Raw genomic sequence first — 22,324 nt, 5'->3', positions numbered from 1 at the left:
ATTCTACCTCACTATGAGCAAAACACATTTAACAGAACAGAAGTTTTCCGACTTCGCCCTGCACCCAAAGGTGATAGAAGCCCTTGAAAATAAAGGGTTTCATAACTGCACGCCCATTCAGGCCCTCGCGCTGCCGCTAACGCTGGCAGGTCGTGATGTTGCAGGGCAGGCGCAAACCGGTACCGGAAAAACGATGGCGTTCCTGACGTCAACGTTTCATTATCTTCTCTCTCATCCCGCGATTGCCGATCGCAAGGTGAACCAACCGCGTGCGTTAATTATGGCGCCAACGCGTGAGTTAGCCGTGCAGATCCACGCCGATGCCGAGCCGCTGGCACAGACCACCGGTCTGAAATTAGGCCTGGCTTATGGCGGCGACGGTTACGACAAACAGCTGAAAGTGCTGGAAAGCGGCGTCGATATTCTTATCGGCACGACCGGTCGTCTCATTGACTATGCAAAGCAGAACCACATTAACCTGGGCGCGATTCAGGTCGTGGTGCTGGATGAAGCCGATCGTATGTACGATCTGGGCTTTATTAAAGATATCCGTTGGCTGTTCCGTCGTATGCCGCCAACCACCCAACGTCTGAACATGCTGTTTTCTGCAACCCTCTCTTATCGCGTTCGCGAACTGGCGTTCGAACAGATGAATAACGCTGAGTACGTTGAAGTCGAACCGGAGCAGAAAACAGGCCACCGCATTAAAGAAGAACTCTTCTACCCTTCCAACGAAGAAAAAATGCGTTTATTGCAAACGCTGATTGAAGAAGAGTGGCCAGATCGCGCCATTGTCTTTGCTAACACCAAGCACCGTTGTGAAGATATCTGGGGCAGCCTCGCTGCGGACGGTCATCGCGTCGGCCTGTTGACCGGTGACGTGGCGCAGAAAAAACGCCTGCGTATCCTGGATGAGTTCACCCGTGGCGATCTCGACATTCTTGTTGCGACTGACGTTGCCGCGCGTGGCCTGCATATCCCAGCCGTAACGCACGTCTTTAACTATGACCTGCCGGATGACTGTGAAGATTACGTTCACCGTATCGGTCGTACGGGTCGTGCTGGCGCAAGCGGTCACTCTATCAGCCTGGCCTGCGAAGAATACGCACTGAATTTACCTGCAATCGAGACCTATATCGGCCACTCAATTCCGGTCAGCAAGTACAACCCGGATGCGTTAATGACCGATCTGCCGAAGCCGCTGCGCCTGACGCGCCCGCGCACAGGTAATGGCCCGCGTCGTACCGGTGGCGCTCCGCGTAATCGTCGTCGTTCAGGTTAAGAAAAGCTATGCCATACACAAAATCATTCAGCCTTTATCAAGGCGGCAAGAAAACGAATCCCGATGAGCTTACAAAAGTAAGTGATTCGGGTGAGAGAACGCAGCCAACACAGATACAGGTTGAAGGATGAAGTGTATGAACTCTACCTCGTTGTATGCAGCAATCGATCTCGGCTCCAATAGTTTTCATATGCTGGTCGTACGCGAGGTGGCGGGAAGCATCCAGACGCTCACGCGTATAAAACGCAAAGTGCGTCTGGCCGCTGGACTCAATAGCGACTACGTTCTCTCCACAGAGGCGATGGAGCGCGGTTGGCAATGTCTGCGCCTGTTTGCTGAACGCCTGCAGGATATTCCTCAACCACAAATCCGCGTGGTCGCCACGGCAACATTACGCATCGCCGTAAATGCCGATGTGTTTATCGCCAAAGCGCAAGAAATCCTTGGCTGTCCTGTCCAGGTCATTAGCGGCGAAGAAGAAGCACGACTGATTTATCAGGGTGTTGCCCACACTACCGGCGGGGCCGATCAGCGTCTGGTCGTTGATATTGGCGGCGCCAGCACTGAACTGGTTACCGGCTCCGGCGCACAAACGACTTCCTTGTTTAGCCTGTCAATGGGCTGCGTCACCTGGCTCGAACGGTATTTTACCGATCGTAATCTGGCGCAGGAAAACTTCGACCAGGCCGAGAAGGCTGCACGCGAAGTACTGCGTCCGGTCGCTGACAAACTGCGTTTTCATGGCTGGAAAGTCTGCGTTGGTGCTTCTGGTACCGTCCAGGCGCTGCAGGAAATCATGATGGCGCAAGGCATGGATGAGCGTATCACGCTGGCGAAACTTCAGCAGCTAAAGCAGCGAGCCATTCATTGTGGTCGTCTGGAAGAGCTGGAAATTGAAGGCTTAACGCTGGAACGTGCGCTGGTTTTCCCCAGCGGGCTGGCGATCCTGATTGCCATTTTCACCGAACTGAATATTCAGTGCATGACCCTTGCTGGCGGCGCATTACGCGAAGGGCTGGTCTATGGCATGCTACATCTGGCAGTGGATCAGGATATTCGCAGCCGCACGTTACGTAATATTCAGCGTCGATTTATGGTCGATACAGAGCAAGCGCATCGCGTTGCCATGTTAGCAACTAAATTCCTCGATCAAGTGGAAAATAAGTGGCATCTGGAAGCAATTAGTCGCGAACTGCTGATTAGCGCCTGCCAGCTGCATGAAATTGGGCTGAGCGTTGATTTTAAACAGGCGCCACAGCATGCGGCTTATCTGGTGCGCAATCTCGATCTTCCGGGTTTTACGCCGGCGCAGAAAAAACTGTTAGCCACGCTGTTACTCAACCAGACCAATCCGGTCGATCTCTCTTCGCTCCATCAGCAAAACGCCGTGCCACCCCGCATCGCGGAGCACCTTTGCCGTTTGCTACGACTGGCGATCATTTTCGCCAGCCGTCGTCGCGATGATTTGGTGCCGGAAATTCAGCTGGATGCAAGAGATGAGCACCTGACGGTCATACTACCTGAAGGCTGGCTGGAACATCACCCGCTAGGTAAAGAGCTCATCGATCAGGAAAGTGAGTGGCAAAGCTATGTCCACTGGCCGCTGGAAGTACGTTAATCGTTGATTTGCCGGAAGGTGCTCGCGCTTATCCGGCCTACGGCTTCGCTTTTGCCTTTGCCATCATTGCCCGAATATTGGCAATACTGGCCTGCCCTTTTTGCATCCGTTCCTCAGCGCTTACCACTTTACGCTCCTGTTCCCAGATAACGTCATCCTGCGGCAGTTCTAACAGGAAACGGCTCGGTTCCGGGCGTATCAGCTCACCGTACTGACGGCGTTCTTTGCACAGTGTAAAGATGAGTTCTTTCTGTGCGCGGGTAATCCCTACATAAGCCAGACGACGCTCTTCATCGATATTGTCTTCATCAATGCTACTCTGGTGCGGCAAAAATCCTTCTTCCATTCCCACCATAAATACGTAAGGAAACTCCAGCCCTTTTGAAGCGTGCAATGTCATCAACTGCACCTGATCCAGTTCTTCTTCGCTCTCTCCACGTTCCATCATGTCACGCAGGGTAAAACGAGTAACCACCTGGGTCAGGGTCATTGGCTCTTCCAGCTCGCTGCCTTCCAGCATCTCTGTCATCCAGCTAAACAGCGTGTTGACGTTCTTCATGCGCATTTCTGCCGCTTTCGGACTCGGCGAGGTTTCATACAGCCAGGACTCGTAATCAATGCCATGGATAAGATCGCGTACGGCCGCAACGGGTTCACGCTCTGCCAGGCGCTGAATTTCACCCAACCAGTGCGTAAAGCGGGTCAGTGAATCATATCCGCGTCCGGTCAACGTCTGGCTCAGCCCCATGTCAAAGCTGGCGGTAAACAGGCTTTTATTACGCGTCATCGCCCATTCACCCAATTTCTGCAGCGTCGCTGGGCCAATCTCGCGCTTCGGTGTATTAACGATGCGCAGGAACGCGCTGTCGTCATCCGGGTTGCTGAGTACGCGTAGATAGGCCAGCAAGTCTTTAATCTCCGGACGGGAGAAGAACGATGTCCCACCAGAAATCTTGTACGGGATACGGTTCTGCATCAGGAATTTTTCGAACACCCGCGACTGGTGGTTGCCGCGATACAGAATCGCGTAGTCCTTATACTGCGTCTTATTGACGAAGTGATGGGCGATCAGTTCACCGGTGACGCGCTCCGCTTCATGCTCTTCGTTATTGGCGCTCAATACTTTAAGCTCCGCACCATAGCCCAGCTCGGAAAAAAGCCGCTTTTCAAACACATGTGGGTTATTAGCGATGAGAATATTCGCCGCCTTCAGGATGCGCCCGGAGGAGCGGTAGTTTTGCTCCAGTTTAACCACCTGCAAGGCCGGGAAATCTTTGCTCAACAGCACCAGGTTCTGCGGACGCGCGCCGCGCCAGGAGTAGATCGACTGATCGTCATCGCCCACGACGGTGAAACGCGCCCGTTTCCCCACCAGCAACTTCACCAGCTCGTACTGGCTGGTGTTGGTATCCTGATATTCATCCACCAGCAGGTAACGAATTTTGTTCTGCCAGCGCTCGCGCACTTCTTCATTGCGCTGAAGCAGCAGCGTGGGGAGCAGGATCAGATCGTCAAAATCGAGAACGTTACACGCCTTCATATGGGCATCATACAAACCGTAGCAGTGAGCAAAAATACGATCGCGCTCGCCCTTTGCGCTGGCTGCCGCCTGCGCCGGGGTCATCAGATCGTTTTTCCAGTTGGAGATCGTCGAGATCAGCTGTTGGAGAATAAGCTTATCGTCTTCAATTAGCCCTTCGGTCAGCTCCTTAAGCAGGGCCACCTGGTCGGTATCGTCAAACAGCGAGAAGTTCGACTTCATCCCCAGCGCCGCATATTCACGCTTAATGACATCCAGTCCCAGAGTGTGGAAAGTGGAGATCATCAACCCGCGTGCTTCTTTACGCCCCAGCGTTTGCGCCACGCGCTCTTTCATCTCGCGCGCAGCCTTGTTGGTAAAGGTCACGGCCGCAATATGTCGAGCCTGGTAGCCGCATTCACGAATCAGATGCGCGATTTTATTGGTGATAACACGCGTCTTACCGGAACCTGCGCCCGCCAGCACCAGGCAAGGTCCGGTGACGAATTCGACGGCTTGTTGTTGTCCGGGGTTCAAACGCATAGAGGATTGCTCAATCTGTAAACACGGGGAGGTGGATTGTAGCAGAAAGAGGGGGAGAAAGAGTAACTGGCTACCTCTGCGGGTAGCCAGAAAATCGGGTCAATCAGGAAGCAGTCGCGGCTAGTGGCGTATAGCCGTTGCGCTGCGCGCTCTTGATCCAGCTGTAGGATCCCATCACCGCGATTGCCGTCAGCAGGACATACTCAAGCGACATGGCGTAAACGCCCTGCACCGCGTAAATAACCACGCTAATCACGTCGATAAGTACCCACAGCAGCCAGTTTTCGACGAACTTGCGCGTCATCAGTACCATGGCCGCAATCGACAATACCAGCATGGTGGAATCCCAGAACGGGAAGGCATCGGGCTGGAGGTCAGGCATAGCGACCTGCATACCAAATGTTTGCAGCAGGGCAATCATGATGCGGGTGAGCGCCGCAAACACCGGGTCGATAAATAGCGTCATCAGAACTATCGCCACCGCACAAACGCCGCCTAATGCCAGGGTTTGCTGGCGTGAAAGCCAACGTACTTTGAGCGCTGCTTCCTGCGCCTCATTTTGCCGGCTCCACGCATACCAACCGTAAATGTTAGCGGCGAAGAAAAACACCTGCAGCAACAGACTGGCATAAAGCTGAATCTGGAAAAAAATTGCTGCAAACAGCGTGACGTTAATCAAGCCAAACAGGTAATTGATGATTTTTTCCCGGCTGGCACACCAGATACATAACAGACCAAATACGGTACCAATGGCTTCAATCCACGATAGCGCATATCCGCCTTCGCCGAGAGGAATGTTGACCATCACATTGTTAATGCTAAAAAAGTCCATTACTGACCTCCTGACTGGCTGACGGAATAAATGGCGCGGAGCGCCAGGGCAATTTGCCGTTCTTCACCCTGCTGGCACAACGCGTCCTGCTGGACATAATCATTGATGCTGCTATCCAGACAACCGTTGTGGGCAACCACCACGTTGAGTAATGACGCCGTACGTAACCCTCGCAGCGCGCCGATAGTCATCAGAGCGGCGCTCTCCATATCCGCGCCCAGAACGCCGAGCGCCGACCACCGCGCATCCAGTTCTGCTTCCCGATCGGTATAAAAACTGTCGTGGCTACGCACCAGGCCACACGCGGCGGGGATATTCATCTGGCGCGCCTGCGCCATCAGTTCCCAGGTTAACTGCGGGTCGGCGCAGGCCGGATAGCCCGTTGGCGCATAGGTACGGCTGGTCCCGTCATCCGTTACTGCGGCATGGGCAATAATCACGTCACCGAGCTCAAGATTATCCTGCAACGCCCCACAGCTACCGATACGAATCAGGGTTGTTATGCCGATCTGGCGCAGTTCTTCAATGGCAATCGCCGTAGACGGCCCACCGATCCCGGTAGAGAGCACCAAAATCTCGACGCCCTGATACCAACCTCGCGCGGCGCGAAACTCCCGGTTTTGACCAAGATGTTCTGGGTTATCAAGAAAATTGACAATGCGGTCGACCCGCAACGGGTCGCCCGGCAGCAGCGCATAGCGTGCGCCGGTCATCTCCTTGCTTAACTGGATATGGGGTTGCAGCGACATTCTCGCGCCTCCTTCACTCTTACGGTTATCCGATATCAGCCTCCTGCTTTAACTTTTCAGGGACTAACAACACAATGCTTTCACCATCGGTATCAATAATCTGTAACGCTTTCAGATCATGTAAAATACGATTAATACTACGGGTCGTCGCCGCCAGCTCCTCGCTGAGGTTTAGCTTATCCAGCAAAATTGCGTTGGTGCCATCTTGTTGATAACGCAGCCATAACGCCTGACACACTCGCTGATGCAGCGAGTAAAGATTGTCGCTGCTGGCCTTTTTTGACAGCTGATAATATTGCTGACTAAAGAAGCGCAGCATCCGCTGGTTAAAATGGTTATCTAAGGCCAGCCAGCGGCAAAAATATTCCTGCGACAAACTCAGGAGCTGCACATGCCCTACTGCCACCACCGAACAGATGTAATGACGCGACTCAAAGATCTCAAGTTCACCCAGCATGTCGCTTTTCCGGTAGCGGGCCTGACGATAACGACGTCCATCTTCAGCCTCATAGAACACATCCACTTCACCGGCAATAATTAGTGAAAAGCGCTGACATATTTCCCCCTGCCGGCAAATAAAGTCTCCGCGCGGGATCTCTTCAAAACACCATTGCTGCATGATTTCCAGAGGGCAATATTTCAGTAATTCGTAAAGCTGTGGATCGCGAACAATATCACTAAGCCCGGAAAGCCAGCCGACTGAAAATTCAGGTTTTTTCATTGTATCCATGTTATCTCGCTCCACAGCGGTAGGGACAGGACGGCTGTCCCCGACAAGAAGGAATAGGGCAGATAAAAATGTCGCTCATCTCTCGCTTCCATACATCAGGCGAGACATCTGTCCCGTGATGGCGAAGAGTATATGTTCACGGCGAAGGTGGGTGATAAAGTAACGAGATATCTTTGAGACATGAGAACAAAATAATGGCTAAGAGCGCGGCAGCCCTGCACATCCTGGTAAAAGAAGAAAAACTGGCGCTGGAGATCCTCAGCAAGCTGGAGCGCGGTATTAGCTTCGATCACCTGGCAAAACGCTACTCTCGCTGTCCATCCGGGCGCAACGGCGGCGATTTGGGTGAATTCAAACAGGGGATGATGGTGGGGCCATTTGATGCCGCCGTGTTTAGCTGTCCATTGCTTAAACCTTACGGGCCGGTCAAAACCAAATTCGGCTATCACATCATCAAGGTGCTGTATCGCCGATAAGCCATGCTAAAATCGCCAGCCTTATATATTCCCTTTTGAAGGCACGATCATGGCAAAAACAGCAGCAGCAGTGCATATCCTTGTAAAAGAAGAGAAACTGGCACTGGATCTTCTGGAGCAGATTAAAAACGGTGCCGACTTCGGCAAACTGGCTAAGAAGCATTCCATCTGCCCATCGGGCAAACGCGGCGGCGATTTAGGTGAATTCCGTCAGGGCCAGATGGTGCCGGCGTTCGACAAAGTGGTCTTCTCTTGCCCGGTGCTGGAGCCAACCGGCCCGCTGCACACCCAGTTCGGTTACCACATAATTAAAGTGCTGTACCGCAACTAATAAAAAGCCCGGTGTTTAAACACCGGGCTTTTTTATCGGATGGCGCTACGCTTATCCGGCGACTGCAATACGTTTCATATCAGTCATATAGCCACGCAGTTTCTGGCCCACTTTCTCGATAGCATGACCGCGAATGGCGTCGTTAACGTCGCGCAGTTGCGCGTTATCTACCGCGCCTTCGGCAATCGCTTTGCCCAGGTCGCCAGTCTGCAGGGTAGTCATGAACTCTTTCAGCAGCGGTACGCAAGCGTAAGAGAACAGGTAGTTACCGTATTCTGCGGTATCGGAGATAACCACGTTCATTTCGTACAGACGCTTACGGGCGATGGTGTTCGCGATCAGCGGCAGTTCGTGCAGTGATTCATAGTAAGCGGACTCTTCGATGATGCCGGAATCGACCATGGTTTCGAACGCCAGCTCAACACCCGCTTTCACCATCGCAATCATCAGCACGCCTTTATCGAAGTACTCCTGCTCGCCGATTTTACCTTCAAACTGCGGCGCGGTTTCGAACGCGGTTTTACCGGTCTCTTCACGCCAGGTCAGCAGTTTCTTATCGTCGTTGGCCCAGTCTGCCATCATGCCGGAAGAGAATTCGCCGGAGATGATGTCATCCATGTGTTTCTGGAACAGCGGCGCCATAATCTCTTTCAGCTGTTCGGACAGCGCGTAAGCACGCAGCTTCGCCGGGTTAGACAGACGGTCCATCATCAGGGTGATGCCGCCCTGCTTCAGCGCTTCGGTGATGGTTTCCCAGCCGAACTGAATCAGTTTTTCCGCGTATGCCGGGTCGGTGCCTTCTGCCACCAGCTTGTCGAAGCACAGAAGAGAACCGGCCTGCAGCATACCGCACAGAATAGTCTGCTCGCCCATCAGGTCAGATTTCACTTCCGCCACGAAAGATGATTCCAGTACGCCCGCACGGTGACCGCCGGTGGCCGCTGCCCAGGCTTTAGCAATCGCCATGCCTTCGCCTTTCGGGTCGTTTTCCGGGTGAACGGCGATCAGCGTCGGAACACCGAAACCACGTTTGTACTCTTCACGCACTTCGGTACCCGGGCATTTCGGCGCCACCATCACCACGGTGATGTCTTTACGGATCTGCTCGCCCACTTCGACGATGTTGAAGCCGTGGGAGTAGCCCAGCGCCGCGCCATCTTTCATCAGCGGCTGTACGGAACGCACCACGTCAGAGTGCTGTTTGTCCGGCGTCAAGTTAACCACCAGGTCAGCCTGCGGGATCAGCTCTTCGTAGGTACCTACTTTGAAGCCGTTTTCGGTCGCTTTACGCCAAGAAGCACGCTTCTCAGCAATCGCTTCTTTACGCAGGGCGTAGGAAATATCCAGACCGGAGTCACGCATGTTCAGGCCCTGGTTCAGACCCTGAGCGCCACAGCCGACGATGACCACTTTTTTACCCTGCAGGTAGCTCGCGCCGTCGGCGAATTCGTCGCGGCCCATAAAGCGGCATTTACCCAGCTGCGCCAGCTGCTGGCGCAGATTCAGTGTATTAAAGTAGTTAGCCATGATGGTGTACTCCGTGATGTTGTGTTGTCGTGCTTATTGTTCGGTTCGCAGACATTCTGTTTGCGAGAATAGACTCACATTACAACAGGAAATTTATTGCGGAAATTGATATATTCACAACGTCACGTTGCAATTTCTGCAACATAAAACCGTGAGGTGAAATCGGTGGATTTACGCGATCTGAAAACCTTCCTGCATCTGGCAGAAAGCCGCCACTTTGGCCGCAGCGCGCGGGCGATGCACGTCAGCCCCTCCACGCTTTCCCGGCAAATTCAGCGGCTGGAAGAGGACCTCGGTCAGGCGCTGTTTGTGCGTGATAACCGCACGGTCACACTGACCGAAGCAGGGGAAGAACTGCGGGTATTTGCCCAGCAAACGTTGTTGCAGTATCAGCAACTGCGCCACACCCTCGATCAGCAAGGACCATCACTTTCTGGTGAACTGCACATTTTCTGCTCGGTGACCGCGGCGTACAGCCACCTGCCGCCGATCCTCGACCGCTTCCGCGCCGAGCATCCGTCCGTCGAAATTAAGCTCACCACCGGCGACGCCGCCGATGCGATGGACAAAGTGGTCACCGGCGAGGCCGATCTGGCGATTGCCGGTAAGCCGGAAACGCTGCCCGGTGCGGTGGCGTTTTCCATGCTGGAGAATCTGGCAGTGGTGCTGATCGCCCCGGCGCTGCCCTGCCCGGTGCGCAATCAGGTGTCGGTCGATAAGCCCGACTGGTCGACGGTGCCGTTTATCATGGCCGACCAGGGGCCGGTACGCCGTCGCATTGAGCTGTGGTTCCGTCGCCACAAAATCAGTAACCCGCAGATTTACGCCACCGTCGGCGGTCATGAGGCGATGGTCTCAATGGTGGCGCTCGGCTGCGGCGTGGCGCTGCTGCCGGAAGTTGTGCTGGAAAACAGCCCGGAACCGGTGCGCAATCGCGTGATGATTTTAGAGCGCAGCGACGAAAAAACGCCATTTGAACTGGGTGTCTGCGCGCCGAAAAAGCGGCTGCATGAGCCGCTGATTGATGCCTTCTGGAAGATTGTGCTGGAACGCAAAATCGCCGAGTAGCGCCAGCGTCTGGCCTAAAATCAGTGGTAGATTCAGTATTGGCACTCCTTTTCTGTATAATGTCCCGTGCCATAATAGATGTGGGGGGCTTGTTAACCATGCCGTTAAGCAAGCCAGAACAGACGGTGTCATTGCGCACTTGACAGCGAAAATACAAACTTAATTAGCCATCATTATGATAATCAAACCAAAAATTCGTGGATTCATCTGTACAACGACCCATCCGACTGGCTGCAAAGTCAATGTGGAAAAACAGATCGAGTACGTTAAGCAAAACGGGAAAATTGAGAACGGCCCTTCCCGCGTGCTGGTGATCGGTGCTTCCACCGGTTACGGCCTGGCATCCAGAATTTCCGCCGCCTTTGGCAGCGGTGCCGCCACTATCGGCGTATTTTTCGAAAAACCGGGCACGGAAACCAAACCTGGTTCCGCGGGCTGGTATAACTCTGCCGCCTTCGATGAAGCTGCTAAGCGTGAAGGCCTGTACTCCAAAAGCATCAACGGCGACGCGTTCTCCGATGAGTGCCGCGACGAAGTGATCAAACTGATCAAAGAAGACCTGGGTCAGATTGATTTAGTGGTTTACTCACTGGCGTCCCCGGTGCGTAAAATGCCGAAAACCGGCGAAATCGTCCGTTCTGCGCTGAAGCCAATCGGCGAGGTTTATACCTCTAAAGCGATTGATACCAACAAAGATCAGATCATCACCGCCAGCATTGAGCCGGCCACCGAAGAAGAAGTTCAGAACACCGTTACCGTCATGGGCGGCGAAGACTGGGAACTGTGGATGGGCGCGCTGAGCGAAGCGGGCGTGCTGGCTGACGGCGTGAAAACCGTGGCTTACTCCTACATCGGTACCGACCTGACCTGGCCAATCTACTGGCACGGCGCGCTGGGCAAAGCGAAAGAAGACCTCGACCGCGCGGCGGGCGAACTACGTAAGCAGCTGGCACCGCTCAACGGTTCCGCGAACGTTGCCGTCCTGAAATCCGTTATCACCCAGGCCTCTTCTGCTATTCCTGTGATGCCGCTGTACATTTCCATGGTCTTCAAGCTGATGAAAGAACAGGGGATTCACGAAGGTTGTATCGAGCAGATCAACCGTCTGATGACCACCAGCCTGTACGGCGATAAAGTGGCGCTGGATGACAACCAGCGTATCCGTATGGATGACTGGGAACTGCGTGACGATATTCAGCAGGCGTGCCGTGACCTGTGGCCGCTGATCACCACCGAAAACCTGGCGCAAGAAACTGACTATGCAGGTTACAAGCAGGAATTCCTGAACCTGTTCGGTTTTGCCCTCGACGGTGTGGATTACGACGCGGACGTGAACACCGAAGTCGAATTCGAAGTCATCACGCTGTAATTCTCTGATTCAGATGTAAAAAAGGGTTCATGTTTCCATGAACCCTTTTTTTATAGCCGCCGTTAGCCCGCAAGGAAGAACCTGAACGCCGGGTTATTGGTCTCGTCGTGGCACTCATACCCCAATTCGTTGAGCCGGGTTTCGAAGTCCGGTTCGTTATCGCCCAGCTCAAACGCCGCCAGTACACGGCCATAGTCGGTACCGTGGCTACGGTAGTGGAACAGGGAAATATTCCAGTGCGTACCCAGGGTGTAGAGGAACTTCAGCAGCGCACCCGGCGATTCCGGGAACTCAAAGCTGTAGAGGCGCTCTTGCAACGGCTTAGACGGACGGCCGCCGACCATATAGCGCACGTGCAGCTTGGCCATTTCATCGTCTGACAGATCCACCACGCTGTAACCGCCGTCTTTGAGTAGGCTAAGGATTTCCTTACGCTCCTCAACGCCGCGGCTCAGCCGCACGCCCACGAAGATGCAGGCATCTTTGGCGTCAGCAAAGCGATAGTTGAACTCTGTCACCGAACGCCCGCCCAGCAGCTGGCAGAACTTCAGGAAGCTGCCCTTCTCTTCCGGGATCGTCACCGCCAGCAACGCTTCGCGTTGTTCGCCCAGCTCGCAGCGTTCGGAAACGTAGCGCAGGCCGTGGAAGTTCACGTTAGCACCGGACAGCACATGCGCCAGACGTTCGCCGCGAATGTTGTGCTGGGCGATATATTTTTTCATCCCCGCCAGCGCCAGCGCCCCGGAAGGCTCCGCCACCGCGCGTACATCTTCAAACAGGTCTTTCATCGCCGCACAGATAGCGTCGCTATCGACGGTAATAATGTCATCGAGATATTCCTGGCACAGGCGGAAGGTTTCATCGCCGATGCGTTTTACCGCGACACCTTCAGCAAAGAGACCGACGCGTGGCAGATCCACCGGATGACCGGCATCCAGCGCCGCTTTCAGGCAGGCTGAATCTTCGGCTTCGACGGCGATCACTTTGATCTGCGGCATCAGCTGTTTAATCAGCACCGCCACGCCCGCCGCTAACCCGCCACCACCCACCGGCACAAACACGCGGTCGAGGTGGGCGTCCTGCTGAAGTAACTCCAGCGCCAGCGTGCCCTGCCCGGCAATCACCATCGGATGATCAAACGGCGGTACCCAGGTAAAGCCCTGCTGCTGGGAAAGCTCAATCGCTTTGGCTTTGGCTTCATCAAAATTCGCGCCGTGCAACAGCACTTCACCGCCGAAACCGCGAACGGCGTCGACTTTGATATCAGCGGTCGCCGTTGGCATGACAATCAGTGCCTTCACACCTAATCGCGCAGAAGAGAACGCGACCCCCTGGGCGTGATTACCTGCAGATGCGGTAATGACGCCATGCGCTTTTTGCTCTTCGGTCAGGCCCGCCATCATCGCGTAGGCCCCGCGCAGCTTAAAGCTGTGAACAGGTTGCCTGTCTTCGCGCTTTACCAGAATCACGTTGTCGAGGCGCGAAGAGAGTTTTTCCATTTTTTGTAGCGGCGTTACCTGCGCCGCTTCGTAAACCGGCGCACGCAGCACCGCTCTGAGATACTCGGCTCCCTCAGGGGCGCCGGACAAGGGTTGTGAATCCGCCATGGTCATTAACCCCCCAGTTTCGATTTATCGCGCACCGCGCCTTTGTCGGCGCTGGTGGCCAGGCTGGCATAAGCGCGAAGGGCAAAGGAGACCTGACGCTCACGGTTCTTCGGCGTCCACGCCTGGTCGCCGCGGGCTTCCTGGGCTTCACGACGGGCGGCGATTTCCGCCTCGCTCAGCTGAAGCTGAATACCGCGATTCGGGATATCGATAGCGATCATGTCGCCGTCTTCGATGATCGCGATGTTGCCGCCGCTCGCCGCTTCCGGGGAAACGTGGCCGATAGACAGGCCGGAGGTACCGCCGGAGAAGCGACCATCGGTGATCAGCGCACAGGCTTTACCCAGCCCCATCGATTTCAGGAAGGTGGTTGGGTAGAGCATTTCCTGCATGCCCGGCCCGCCTTTCGGCCCTTCGTAGCGAATCACCACCACGTCGCCTTCGACCACTTTACCGCCGAGGATCGCTTCAACCGCTTCGTCCTGGCTTTCGTAGACTTTCGCCGGGCCGGTAAATTTGAGAATGCTGTCGTCAACGCCGGCGGTTTTCACGATGCAGCCGTTTTCCGCGAAGTTGCCGTACAGTACCGCCAGACCGCCATCCTTGCTGTAAGCGTGCTCCAGCGAGCGAATACAGCCTTCGGCGCGATCGTCATCCAGCGTATCCCAACGACAATCCTGCGAGAACGCCTGGGTGGTGCGGATGCCCGCCGGACCAGCACGGAACATTTTTTTGACCGCTTCATCCTGGGTGACAGCGATGTCGTACTGTTCCAGCGTCTGCGGCAGAGAGAGACCAAGGACGTTTTTCACGTTGCGGTTCAGCAGCCCAGCACGATCCAGCTCGCCTAAAATACCCAAGACGCCGCCGGCGCGGTGAACGTCTTCCATATGGTATTTCTGCGTGCTTGGCGCCACTTTACACAGCTGCGGCACCTTGCGGGACAACTTGTCGATATCACTCATGGTGAAGTCGATTTCTGCTTCCTGCGCCGCCGCCAGCAGATGCAGAACGGTGTTAGTGGAACCGCCCATGGCGATATCCAGCGTCATGGCGTTCTCAAACGCCGCTTTACTGGCAATGTTACGCGGCAGCGCGGAAGCATCATCCTGCTCGTAATAACGTTTGGTCAGCTCAACGATGCGTTGACCAGCGGTGAGGAACAGCTCTTTACGGTCAGCGTGGGTCGCCAGCAGCGAGCCGTTGCCCGGCTGCGACAGGCCCAGCGCTTCGGTCAGACAGTTCATCGAGTTGGCGGTGAACATCCCGGAGCAGGAGCCGCAGGTTGGGCAGGCGGAACGTTCAACCTGCTCACTCTGCGAGTCGGAGACTTTCGGGTCCGCGCCCTGAATCATCGCGTCAACCAGGTCGAGCTTGATGATTTTGTCAGAGAGTTTGGTTTTCCCGGCTTCCATCGGGCCACCGGAAACGAAGATCACCGGAATATTCAGGCGCAGCGAGGCCATTAACATCCCGGGGGTGATTTTGTCACAGTTGGAGATGCAGACCATCGCGTCGGCACAGTGGGCGTTAACCATGTACTCAACGGAGTCGGCGATCAGCTCACGGGACGGCAGTGAATAAAGCATGCCCCCGTGGCCCATAGCGATACCGTCATCCACCGCGATGGTGTTGAACTCTTTCGCCACGCCGCCTGAGGCTTCGATTTGTTCGGCAACCAGCTTACCAAGATCGCGCAGGTGGACATGACCCGGCACGAACTGGGTAAAGGAGTTCACGACAGCGATAATCGGCTTGCCGAAATCGGCGTCGGTCATCCCGGTGGCGCGCCACAGTGCGCGGGCGCCCGCCATATTGCGGCCGTGGGTGGTGGTGGCTGAACGATACTTAGGCATGCTTGATTAACTCCCGTCTGTCTTTCCCCTGCATACTTCACGCCGCAGGTGCGTTGGCTGCCTCGCTCACCCCAGCCACTTACTACAGTAAGCTCCTGGGACTTGCTGCGTTGCCGTCTTCCTGCAACGTGAATTATTTTAGGGAAATATTAATATTGTTATTGGTTTACTGAATCCAACCAGCCGTATTTGTCTTCCGTTTCACCGGTGAAGAGGCCAAAGAAGGCCTGCTGGATGCGTTTGGTGACCGGGCCGCAGCGGCCTTCGCCTACCTGAATACCATCGACGCTGCGTACTGGCGTGATTTCCGCCGCGGTACCGGACATAAACACTTCGTCGGCCAGGTACAGCGATTCACGGGACAGCACCTGCTCACGCACTTCGATATCAAGATCTTTCGCCAGTTTAATGATGGCATCACGGGTGATACCCGGCAGCGCGGAAGAGGTAAATGGCGGGGTAAACAGAATGCCATCTTTAACTTCAAACAGGTTTTCACCCGCACCTTCGGAGATGTAGCCATTCACGTCCAGCGCAATACCTTCCTGATAACCATGACGACGCGCTTCGCTACCCACCAGCAGCGAAGACAGATAGTTACCGCCCGCTTTAGCAGCAGTAGGGATGGTGTTCGGCGCCACGCGGTTCCAGGAAGAAACCATCGCATCGATCCCTTGTTCCAGCGCTTCTGCGCCGAGGTATGCCCCCCACGGGAACGCGGCGATGATCACATCAGTGGTGTAGCCCGCTGGCGGGTTAACACCCATCCCGACATCGCCCACAAATACCAGCGGACGAATATAGGCGCTGGTCAGGTTGTTTTTGCGGATCACTTCGCGGCAGGCTTCCATCAGTTCATCAACGCTCTGAGAGACCGGAAAACGGTAGATCTTGGCTGAATCACGCAGACGCTGCATATGTTCACGATGACGGAACACCACCGGCCCTTTGTGAGAATCGTAGCAACGGATACCTTCAAATACAGAAGTACCGTAGTGCAGAGCGTGGGACATCACGTGGACCTTCGCGTCTTCCCAACGAATCATCTCGCCATTAGACCAAATGTAATCAGCTTTTTTCGTCGTCATTTTTCTTCCTTTTGCGCTCAGGCGCGGATTTGTTGTGATGTGGTTGTGCTCTGGCAGATAGCAACATGTGCAACGTCTACCAGCTTACTTAACTGACTAAACAGTAAGTCGACCGACCGGGGGCTGGCAACGGTCAATTCGATATTTATATTCTGCGCATCGCTGGCGGCTGCCATGTTCATGGAGCACACCTGAAAACCACGATGGCGTACCACGCGTAAAACACGTTCTAAGGTTTCCGGATTGAAACGAGCCTCAACGGCGACCTGATGATGCATCATGATAATTTCTCCAGCATTTCTGAGTTGCTGGCGCCAGGCGGCACCAGAGGCCAGACATTCTCAAGTTCGTCGATTGAGACATGAAGCAGGTATGGCCCCTCGCTGTTCAGCATGGTGTCGAGTGCCGCTTCAACCTGGTCTTTACGGGTGATGTGCTGGCCAGGTATGCCGAAGGCGCTGGCCAACATGAGGAAATCGGGGTTATCGGTAAGGGTGGTTTCGCTATAACGTTCCTGGAAAAACAGTTGCTGCCATTGTCGCACCATGCCTAAGCGCTGGTTGTCGAGTAAGACTATCTTCAGCGGTAACTGCTTACGCTTCACGGTGCCCAGCTCTTGCACATTCATCATGAAAGAGCCGTCACCGGAGATACAGATAACCGTATCGTTCGGGCGCGCGACCTGGGCACCCACGGCGGCAGGCAGGCCAAAGCCCATCGTACCCAAACCGCTGGAGGTGATGAAATTTTCCGGGCGGGTATAGGTCATATGCTGTGCTGACCACATCTGATGCTGACCAACATCCGTCGTCACCACGCTATCTGCAGGTTTGCGTTCTGACAGCTGTTTTAACAACAGCGGCGCGTAGATAGCGTCACCCGGATGATCATAACGCCAGGCATGTTCTGCGCGCAGCTCTGCACAGGACTGACGCCATGCGTCAATCTTCAGCGGTTGTTGTAATGCCGGCAACAGCGAATTTAAATCGCCCTGCAACGCGACGTGTGCCTGACGTAGTTTGTTCATTTCCGCCGGGTCGATATCCATATGGATAACGCTGGCGTTAGGAGCGAAAGTATTCAGCTTACCGGTTACCCGGTCATCAAAACGTGCGCCCACTGCGATCAGTAAATCACTTTCTTGCACCGCGAAATTCGCCGCTTTAGTACCGTGCATTCCCAGCATGCCCAAATAGTACGGATAGTCAGCGTTTACTGCGCCCAGGCCTTTCAGCGTGCAGGCAACTGGCATTTGGGTAAGCGCAATAAACTCACGCAGGGCAGAGACCGCCTGCGCCATACCCACGCCACCACCTACGTACAGGATTGGTTTTTGCGCCTGAGCCAGCATTTTACGCGCCTGCTCAACGTCAGCATGCGGGATAGTCTCTACGTTTCCGACGGTCGTGAAATACGGTTCCAGCGTACCGCTGGCTAACTGGATGTCTTTCGGGATATCGACCAGAACGGGGCCCGGACGACCAGAGTTCGCCACGTCGAAAGCTTCTGCCATGATGCGCGGCAGTTCCTCCAGTGACTGCACCAGGAAACTGTGTTTGGTGCAAGACAGAGACATACCGAGAACGTCCACTTCCTGGAACGCATCCGTTCCGATGAAAGGTGATGCAACCTGGCCGGTGATCGCCACAACGGGGACAGAATCCAACAACGCATCGGCAAGGCCGGTGATCAGGTTGGTAGCACCAGGGCCTGAAGTGGCGATACACACGCCTGTTTTACCGGTCGCACGGGCATAGCCAATCGCCGCCATCGCTGCGCCCTGCTCGTGTCGGCACAACAGGTGTTCTACGCCGCCGTCATATAACGCATCATAAACCGGCATGATTGCGCCACCGGGATAACCAAAGACGGTTTGAACCCCTTGTGCACGCAACGCATGTACCACCCACTGTGCCCCATTCATAGTTACATCCCCGCCGTAAATCTTGAGAAACAGAATTTTATGCTGATATTCACTTTCTGCTCCTCGTGTATGTTTTTAAGGTCAAAAAAAACCCCCGGACCTTTCGGTGCGGGGGTCTTAGTTCGTTAAGGCTTGTTTTCTAAGCCTTTCCTCGTCCAAGTGCAGCCCCGCACGGTGGGATAATAATCACCACCACGCTAATCACGACCAGGCTAATCACTCGTAGAAGGGCTGTCATTTTTATATTTTCTTGCATCTTGTTCGAAGGAATACCTAAAGAGTTACCATAGAATTTGCAAATAACACAAGAATTTTTTTTATTCGTTTTTCTGACTCCGGTAACGGTTTTGATAAATCGCCTTGTTTTCTATATAAAAAATTAAAAAATGAAAATATTTCACGTTTCAGGTCACTCTTGAGCACACACTCCCCCCCCAGCGACACCTTACAAATACGTTTGCGAGCGTTATTCCTGGTTTCATGCAAAAGATTTAATTTGCAAAAAAATACGTGAATCAGCATCTAAAAGCCGCAATCAAGTTAAATCTTGCCGCGATACATTGCCGCATAATGCCTTCATCAGGAGGGGTTATGTCACTATCGATTGTTCACACCCGCGCTGCGCTTGGCGTGAATGCGCCAGCCATTACCATTGAGGTACATATCAGCAATGGTCTGCCTGGTTTAACCATGGTGGGATTGCCAGAAACTACGGTGAAAGAGGCCCGCGATCGGGTTCGTAGTGCGATTATTAATAGTGGTTATGAATTCCCGGCCAAGAAGATAACCATTAACCTCGCTCCTGCCGATCTTCCCAAAGAAGGAGGACGATATGATTTACCTATCGCAGTGGCGCTTCTGGCCGCTTCTGAGCAGCTTACAGCCCATAATCTCGATACCTACGAGCTGGTAGGTGAATTAGCGCTTACAGGCACGCTACGCGGCGTTCCAGGAGCGATTTCAAGCGCAACCGAAGCAATACGTGCAGGCAGGAGAATTATTGTCGCAAAAGAGAATGCCGCTGAAGTCGGACTAATACATGGTGAAGGGTGTCTGATTGCCGATCACCTACAGTCCGTATGCGCATTTCTCGAAGGGAAGCATGATTTAGACAGACCGTTATCTGCAGACTTCACGCCAGAGCCATTAGCTGATGATCTGAGCGATATCATCGGTCAGGAACAAGGCAAACGCGGACTGGAGCTCACTGCGGCTGGCGGTCACAACCTGCTGCTTATCGGCCCTCCGGGGACGGGAAAGACCATGCTGGCCAGTCGCCTCAGAGGGCTGCTTCCGCCTCTTAGCAACGATGAGGCACTGGAAAGTGCGGCGATACTCAGCCTGGTCAATTCCGCTACGATACAAAAACAGTGGAAGCAGCGCCCTTTTCGCTCACCGCATCACAGTGCTTCGTTAACCGCTATGGTAGGCGGTGGGTCTATTCCTGCGCCGGGAGAGATCTCTCTGGCGCATAACGGTATACTATTTCTGGACGAATTACCTGAGTTTGAGCGGCGCACGTTGGATGCCCTGCGTGAACCTATCGAGTCCGGGCAAATCCATTTATCCCGCACTCGGGCTAAAATAACCTACCCTGCGCGCTTTCAACTCATTGCTGCAATGAATCCCAGCCCAACGGGTCATTATCAGGGGAACCATAACCGCTGCACCCCAGAACAAACGCTGCGTTACCTCAACCGATTATCAGGACCGTTTCTTGACCGTTTCGATCTCTCCCTCGAAATCCCTTTGCCTCCGCCCGGCATACTCAGCCAGAGCGCAGTGAAAGGGGAAGATAGCGCCACGGTGAAGCAACGCGTTATCGCCGCACAAGAGCGTCAGTATCGGCGACAAAATAAGTTAAACGCGCATCTGGGCAGTCAGGATATACATGAATATTGCCAACTTCGCAGTGATGATGCGCAGTGGCTTGAAGAGGCATTGGCACATCTCGGATTATCTATCCGCGCGTGGCTGCGATTGATAAAGGTCGCCCGAACCATTGCGGATCTCGAGCAATGTGACCATATTACCCGTCAGCATTTGCAGGAGGCCATTGGGTATAGGGCGATCGACAGGTTACTCATTCATTTGCAGAAACTACTGACATAAAAAAAAGGGCTTTCGCCCTTTTTTATTAATCATCAGATTCGGTGTAGTCTTCTGCACCTTCCACCTGAGGTTTCCCACCAGACAGCGTGTGGAAACGTTTTGGACGCTTAATACGCGTCATATACTTAGACCACACGCGTTCAGCTTCGGTAACCGGTTCACGTTCACCACGGCATACCGCAACAAACAGTTTTTCTTCTTCCGTTACCGGCTCACGTTTGCCCAGATCCAGCTCGTTGAAAGCATAACCGTGACGCTCAAGCAGTTGTGCTTCTTTAATGGTGAAATCACCATGACGGGAGAATCCACGGGGATAATATTTATTGTCGAAATATCGATTAGTCGTCGTAAAGCTTTCCGCCATCCTGCACGCTCCTAATTCTTTGGCCGAGCTATTTATGGCGCGGAGTATTAGTTACGCTTGACAGAGCGTCAAACAAAAGATTTAAATCATCACGACAAATAATTTTATGGAGCGAGTTGTGGATACGGAATTGTTAAAAACTTTCCTGGAGGTTAGCCGGACACGCCACTTTGGCAGGGCTGCTGAAGCGCTCTATCTGACCCAATCAGCGGTTAGTTTTCGGATCAGACAACTGGAAAATCAATTGGGTGTAAATCTGTTCACCCGACACAGAAACAATATCCGTTTAACCGCGGCGGGTGAGAAATTATTACCTTACGCTGAAACGCTGATGAATACGTGGCAAGCAGCACGCAAGGAGGTCGCGAATACCTCGCGACATAACGAGTTTTCAATTGGTGCCAGCGCATCCCTTTGGGAATGTATGCTTAATGACTGGTTGAGGCGTTTGTATCAGTCACAGGAGCCACAAACCAGCCTGCAGTTTGAAGCGAGAATCGCTCAACGACAGTCGTTAGTAAAGCAGCTACATGAACGACAGCTTGATCTACTGATCACCACCGAAACGCCCAAAATGGACGAATTTAGCAGCCAACTGTTGGGATATTTCACGCTGGCGCTCTATTGCAGTTCACCTTCGCAAACCAAAGATGAACTGAATTACCTACGCCTGGAATGGGGACCCGATTTTCAACAACACGAAGCGGGACTGATCGCGGGAGATGAAGTGCCGGTTCTGACCACCAGTTCAGCAGAACTGGCCAGGCAGCAACTTTCTGTCCTTAAGGGCTTTAGTTGGTTGCCCGTTAACTGGGCTAAAACAAAAAACGATCTACACACGGTTACCGACAGCACAACACTGTCACGCCCTTTATATGCAGTCTGGCTGCAAAACAGCGACAAGCATGCACTTATTTGCGATCTGCTAAGAACAAGTATTCTGGAAGATTAGAAAGCACTGGCAAGGATGCCAGAAGTAATACAGCAGAAAGGAATAGCTCAAATTGCAGATAAAAAAAATCCTTAGCAAGAATGCTAAGGATTGTTTCTGGCAGGGGCGGAGAGACTCGAACTCGCGACACCCGGTTTTGGAGACCGGTGCTCTACCAACTGAGCTACGCCCCTAAATTTTTTTATCATTAAGCCTGCTTAGTAGCAGGCTTAATTTTCTAATAAGTGGCGGAACGGACGGGACTCGAACCCGCGACCCCCTGCGTGACAGGCAGGTATTCTAACCAACTGAACTACCGCTCCACCGAATTTCTTTGTCACCACCCGGATCTTCATCCCGGTTTACTGCAATTTGATGCCTGGCAGTTCCCTACTCTC

Annotated in this window: 20 protein-coding genes and 2 tRNA genes; 8 read left to right on the top strand and 14 right to left on the bottom strand. The window is 53.8% G+C overall.

What is annotated here, in order from left to right; translation table 11 throughout:
* The first annotated feature begins 13 nt into the window (after window positions 1-13).
* The gene (gene rhlB, locus FDX11_RS04600; RefSeq protein ID WP_003829013.1) at window positions 14-1,282 is read left to right on the top strand and encodes an ATP-dependent RNA helicase RhlB; all 1,269 of its coding nucleotides are present in this window, start codon (window positions 14-16) and stop codon (window positions 1,280-1,282) included.
* Between the two features lie 136 nt (window positions 1,283-1,418).
* Window positions 1,419-2,900 (top strand): guanosine-5'-triphosphate,3'-diphosphate diphosphatase, encoded by a 1,482-nt coding sequence (gene gppA, locus FDX11_RS04595; protein ID WP_042314061.1) that lies wholly within the window; start codon window positions 1,419-1,421, stop codon window positions 2,898-2,900.
* A 37-nt stretch (window positions 2,901-2,937) separates the two neighbouring features.
* Here gppA and rep read toward each other — a convergent pair whose 3' ends face one another.
* From rep to FDX11_RS04575, 4 genes are all read right to left on the bottom strand, one after another.
* Window positions 2,938-4,962, bottom strand: a complete 2,025-nt coding sequence (gene rep, locus FDX11_RS04590; RefSeq protein WP_061381060.1) for a DNA helicase Rep — start codon at window positions 4,960-4,962, stop codon at window positions 2,938-2,940.
* Between the two features lie 103 nt (window positions 4,963-5,065).
* Entirely contained in the window at window positions 5,066-5,794 is a 729-nt protein-coding gene (gene pnuC / locus FDX11_RS04585) for a nicotinamide riboside transporter PnuC (RefSeq protein ID WP_042314067.1), read from the bottom strand.
* The gene (locus FDX11_RS04580; protein ID WP_170975594.1) at window positions 5,794-6,543 is read right to left on the bottom strand and encodes a nucleoside phosphorylase; all 750 of its coding nucleotides are present in this window, start codon (window positions 6,541-6,543) and stop codon (window positions 5,794-5,796) included. The genes pnuC and FDX11_RS04580 overlap by 1 nt, the downstream gene beginning before the upstream one ends.
* Before the next feature lie 25 nt (window positions 6,544-6,568).
* The gene (locus tag FDX11_RS04575; RefSeq protein WP_137350204.1) at window positions 6,569-7,273 is read right to left on the bottom strand and encodes a Crp/Fnr family transcriptional regulator; all 705 of its coding nucleotides are present in this window, start codon (window positions 7,271-7,273) and stop codon (window positions 6,569-6,571) included.
* A gap of 194 nt (window positions 7,274-7,467) precedes the next feature.
* Here FDX11_RS04575 and ppiC (FDX11_RS04570) point away from each other — a divergent pair, with 194 nt between their 5' ends.
* Window positions 7,468-7,749, top strand: coding sequence for a peptidylprolyl isomerase PpiC (ppiC, locus tag FDX11_RS04570; RefSeq protein ID WP_061381061.1), 282 nt, complete (start codon window positions 7,468-7,470; stop codon window positions 7,747-7,749).
* 49 nt (window positions 7,750-7,798) lie between these two features.
* On the top strand, window positions 7,799-8,080 hold the full coding sequence (gene ppiC, locus FDX11_RS04565) for a peptidylprolyl isomerase PpiC (protein ID WP_003017999.1): 282 nt from the start codon (window positions 7,799-7,801) through the stop codon (window positions 8,078-8,080).
* A gap of 51 nt (window positions 8,081-8,131) precedes the next feature.
* Here the strand turns inward: ppiC (FDX11_RS04565) and ilvC are convergent, their stop codons facing one another.
* Window positions 8,132-9,607 carry a ketol-acid reductoisomerase gene (gene ilvC, locus FDX11_RS04560; protein WP_001726996.1) on the bottom strand — a complete coding sequence of 492 codons (1,476 nt, stop codon included), beginning with the start codon at window positions 9,605-9,607 and terminating at the stop codon, window positions 8,132-8,134.
* 165 nt (window positions 9,608-9,772) lie between these two features.
* Between ilvC and ilvY the strand changes: the two genes are divergently transcribed.
* Together ilvY and fabV are read left to right on the top strand one after the other, a co-directional pair.
* A complete protein-coding gene (gene ilvY / locus FDX11_RS04555; RefSeq protein WP_038634600.1) occupies window positions 9,773-10,675 on the top strand; it encodes an HTH-type transcriptional activator IlvY in 903 nt (300 codons plus the stop codon).
* Window positions 10,676-10,850: 175 nt separating this feature from the next.
* Window positions 10,851-12,044 (top strand): enoyl-ACP reductase FabV, encoded by a 1,194-nt coding sequence (gene fabV, locus FDX11_RS04550; protein WP_042314082.1) that lies wholly within the window; start codon window positions 10,851-10,853, stop codon window positions 12,042-12,044.
* A gap of 62 nt (window positions 12,045-12,106) precedes the next feature.
* Here the strand turns inward: fabV and ilvA are convergent, their stop codons facing one another.
* The 6 genes from ilvA to ilvL form a co-directional block, all read right to left on the bottom strand.
* Window positions 12,107-13,651 (bottom strand): threonine ammonia-lyase, biosynthetic, encoded by a 1,545-nt coding sequence (ilvA, locus tag FDX11_RS04545; RefSeq protein ID WP_137361413.1) that lies wholly within the window; start codon window positions 13,649-13,651, stop codon window positions 12,107-12,109.
* A 5-nt stretch (window positions 13,652-13,656) separates the two neighbouring features.
* Window positions 13,657-15,507 (bottom strand): dihydroxy-acid dehydratase, encoded by a 1,851-nt coding sequence (gene ilvD, locus FDX11_RS04540; RefSeq protein ID WP_042314084.1) that lies wholly within the window; start codon window positions 15,505-15,507, stop codon window positions 13,657-13,659.
* Between the two features lie 158 nt (window positions 15,508-15,665).
* Window positions 15,666-16,595, bottom strand: a complete 930-nt coding sequence (locus FDX11_RS04535) for a branched-chain amino acid transaminase (protein ID WP_003829030.1) — start codon at window positions 16,593-16,595, stop codon at window positions 15,666-15,668.
* 17 nt (window positions 16,596-16,612) lie between these two features.
* Window positions 16,613-16,876 (bottom strand): acetolactate synthase 2 small subunit, encoded by a 264-nt coding sequence (gene ilvM / locus FDX11_RS04530; RefSeq protein WP_006686038.1) that lies wholly within the window; start codon window positions 16,874-16,876, stop codon window positions 16,613-16,615.
* A complete protein-coding gene (gene ilvG / locus FDX11_RS04525; protein ID WP_042314090.1) occupies window positions 16,873-18,519 on the bottom strand; it encodes an acetolactate synthase 2 catalytic subunit in 1,647 nt (548 codons plus the stop codon). The genes ilvM and ilvG overlap by 4 nt, the downstream gene beginning before the upstream one ends.
* A 139-nt stretch (window positions 18,520-18,658) precedes the next feature.
* A complete protein-coding gene (gene ilvL, locus FDX11_RS04520) occupies window positions 18,659-18,757 on the bottom strand; it encodes an ilv operon leader peptide (RefSeq protein WP_001311244.1) in 99 nt (32 codons plus the stop codon).
* 353 nt (window positions 18,758-19,110) lie between these two features.
* Here ilvL and FDX11_RS04515 point away from each other — a divergent pair, with 353 nt between their 5' ends.
* A complete protein-coding gene (locus tag FDX11_RS04515; RefSeq protein WP_137397560.1) occupies window positions 19,111-20,631 on the top strand; it encodes a YifB family Mg chelatase-like AAA ATPase in 1,521 nt (506 codons plus the stop codon).
* A 25-nt stretch (window positions 20,632-20,656) separates the two neighbouring features.
* On the opposite strand, the gene maoP is transcribed toward FDX11_RS04515, so the two are convergent.
* A complete protein-coding gene (maoP, locus tag FDX11_RS04510) occupies window positions 20,657-20,995 on the bottom strand; it encodes a macrodomain Ori organization protein MaoP (RefSeq protein ID WP_003018025.1) in 339 nt (112 codons plus the stop codon).
* Between the two features lie 106 nt (window positions 20,996-21,101).
* On the opposite strand from maoP, the gene hdfR reads away from it, so the two are divergent.
* On the top strand, window positions 21,102-21,947 hold the full coding sequence (gene hdfR / locus FDX11_RS04505; RefSeq protein ID WP_137365762.1) for an HTH-type transcriptional regulator HdfR: 846 nt from the start codon (window positions 21,102-21,104) through the stop codon (window positions 21,945-21,947).
* A gap of 97 nt (window positions 21,948-22,044) precedes the next feature.
* On the opposite strand, the gene FDX11_RS04500 is transcribed toward hdfR, so the two are convergent.
* Window positions 22,045-22,120, bottom strand: a tRNA-Trp gene (locus tag FDX11_RS04500).
* Window positions 22,121-22,172: 52 nt separating this feature from the next.
* Window positions 22,173-22,249: transfer RNA gene (locus FDX11_RS04495), tRNA-Asp, on the bottom strand.
* Window positions 22,250-22,324: the final 75 nt, after the last annotated feature.

The organism is Citrobacter sp. wls714 (assembly GCF_005281025.1).
Classification (GTDB): domain Bacteria; phylum Pseudomonadota; class Gammaproteobacteria; order Enterobacterales; family Enterobacteriaceae; genus Citrobacter; species Citrobacter werkmanii.
This window is presented reverse-complemented; position numbering and strand designations above follow the sequence as displayed.